This is a genomic window from Mesorhizobium sp. M7A.F.Ca.CA.004.06.1.1 (assembly GCF_003999135.1).
In the GTDB taxonomy this organism is placed as follows: Bacteria; Pseudomonadota; Alphaproteobacteria; order Rhizobiales; family Rhizobiaceae; genus Mesorhizobium.
In genome coordinates, this window is the sequence record NZ_RZPQ01001297.1 from 1 (window position 1) to 786 (window position 786).

Genomic DNA, 786 nt, shown 5'->3' on the forward strand with positions numbered 1-786 from the left:
TCTTTACACGGCCGGCTCTTTCGCCGCCGAACTGGGCAAGCAGTTCCAGAGCTACGAAAGGCTCGAATTCCACCTCGCGCCGCCGATCATGGGCCGTCGCGGCAATGACGGAAGCCCTAGGAAATCCAGCTTCGGCCCGTGGATGATGAAGGGTTTTCGCCTGCTGTCGGCGATGAAGGGCCTGCGCGGCACCGCCTTCGACCTGTTCGGCTACACCGCCGAACGGCGCATGGAGCGGCGGCTGCTGGCGCAGTATGAGGCGGATCTGGAGCTCATCGCCGGATCGCTGGCCCCGGCCAGGGTCGATGCGGCGGTTGCGCTGGCCTCGGTGCCGGCCCTGATTCGCGGCTATGGCCACGTCCGTCGAGCCAGCGCCGACAAGGCCTTGAGCGAACGCCAAAGGCTGCTCGAACGCCTGTCGAGTACGCTGGCGCGGCCGAAACTTCAGGCCGCGGAATGATCGATACGCCTTGTTTACCTGAACGACAATTTCCTTGCTTTCCGTTACGTCACCCGGCTTGACGGCAGGAGCGGCGGGGCCTCTCTAAATCTTTCTTAAGGCGGATGTGGCACTGCTTGGCTCCCCAGGGTTGGGATTCAGGCGTTGAATCTGATAAAGAAGAACGAGATTCCGGTCGACGTCTACATTCCGTTCGTGGAAACCTTGTTTCGCGACGGGTTGACGCTTTCGATAGGATTCTTTGCCCAAACCCTGCTGGTCGTGCTGGTGTACTGGAAAACCATGGATCCGGCCTATCTCGCCGTCACCCTCGGACTGCTGGCTGT

The 786-nt window shown here is 61.3% G+C and carries 2 protein-coding genes; both read left to right on the forward strand.

The window, feature by feature from the left end; all coding sequences use genetic code 11:
• The coding region (locus EN906_RS35905; protein WP_348629310.1) for a DUF6537 domain-containing protein at positions 1-460 on the forward strand (460 nt) is incomplete at its 5' end.
• A 144-nt stretch (positions 461-604) separates the two neighbouring features.
• The coding region (locus EN906_RS35910) for a hypothetical protein (RefSeq protein ID WP_164777694.1) at positions 605-786 on the forward strand (182 nt) is incomplete at its 3' end.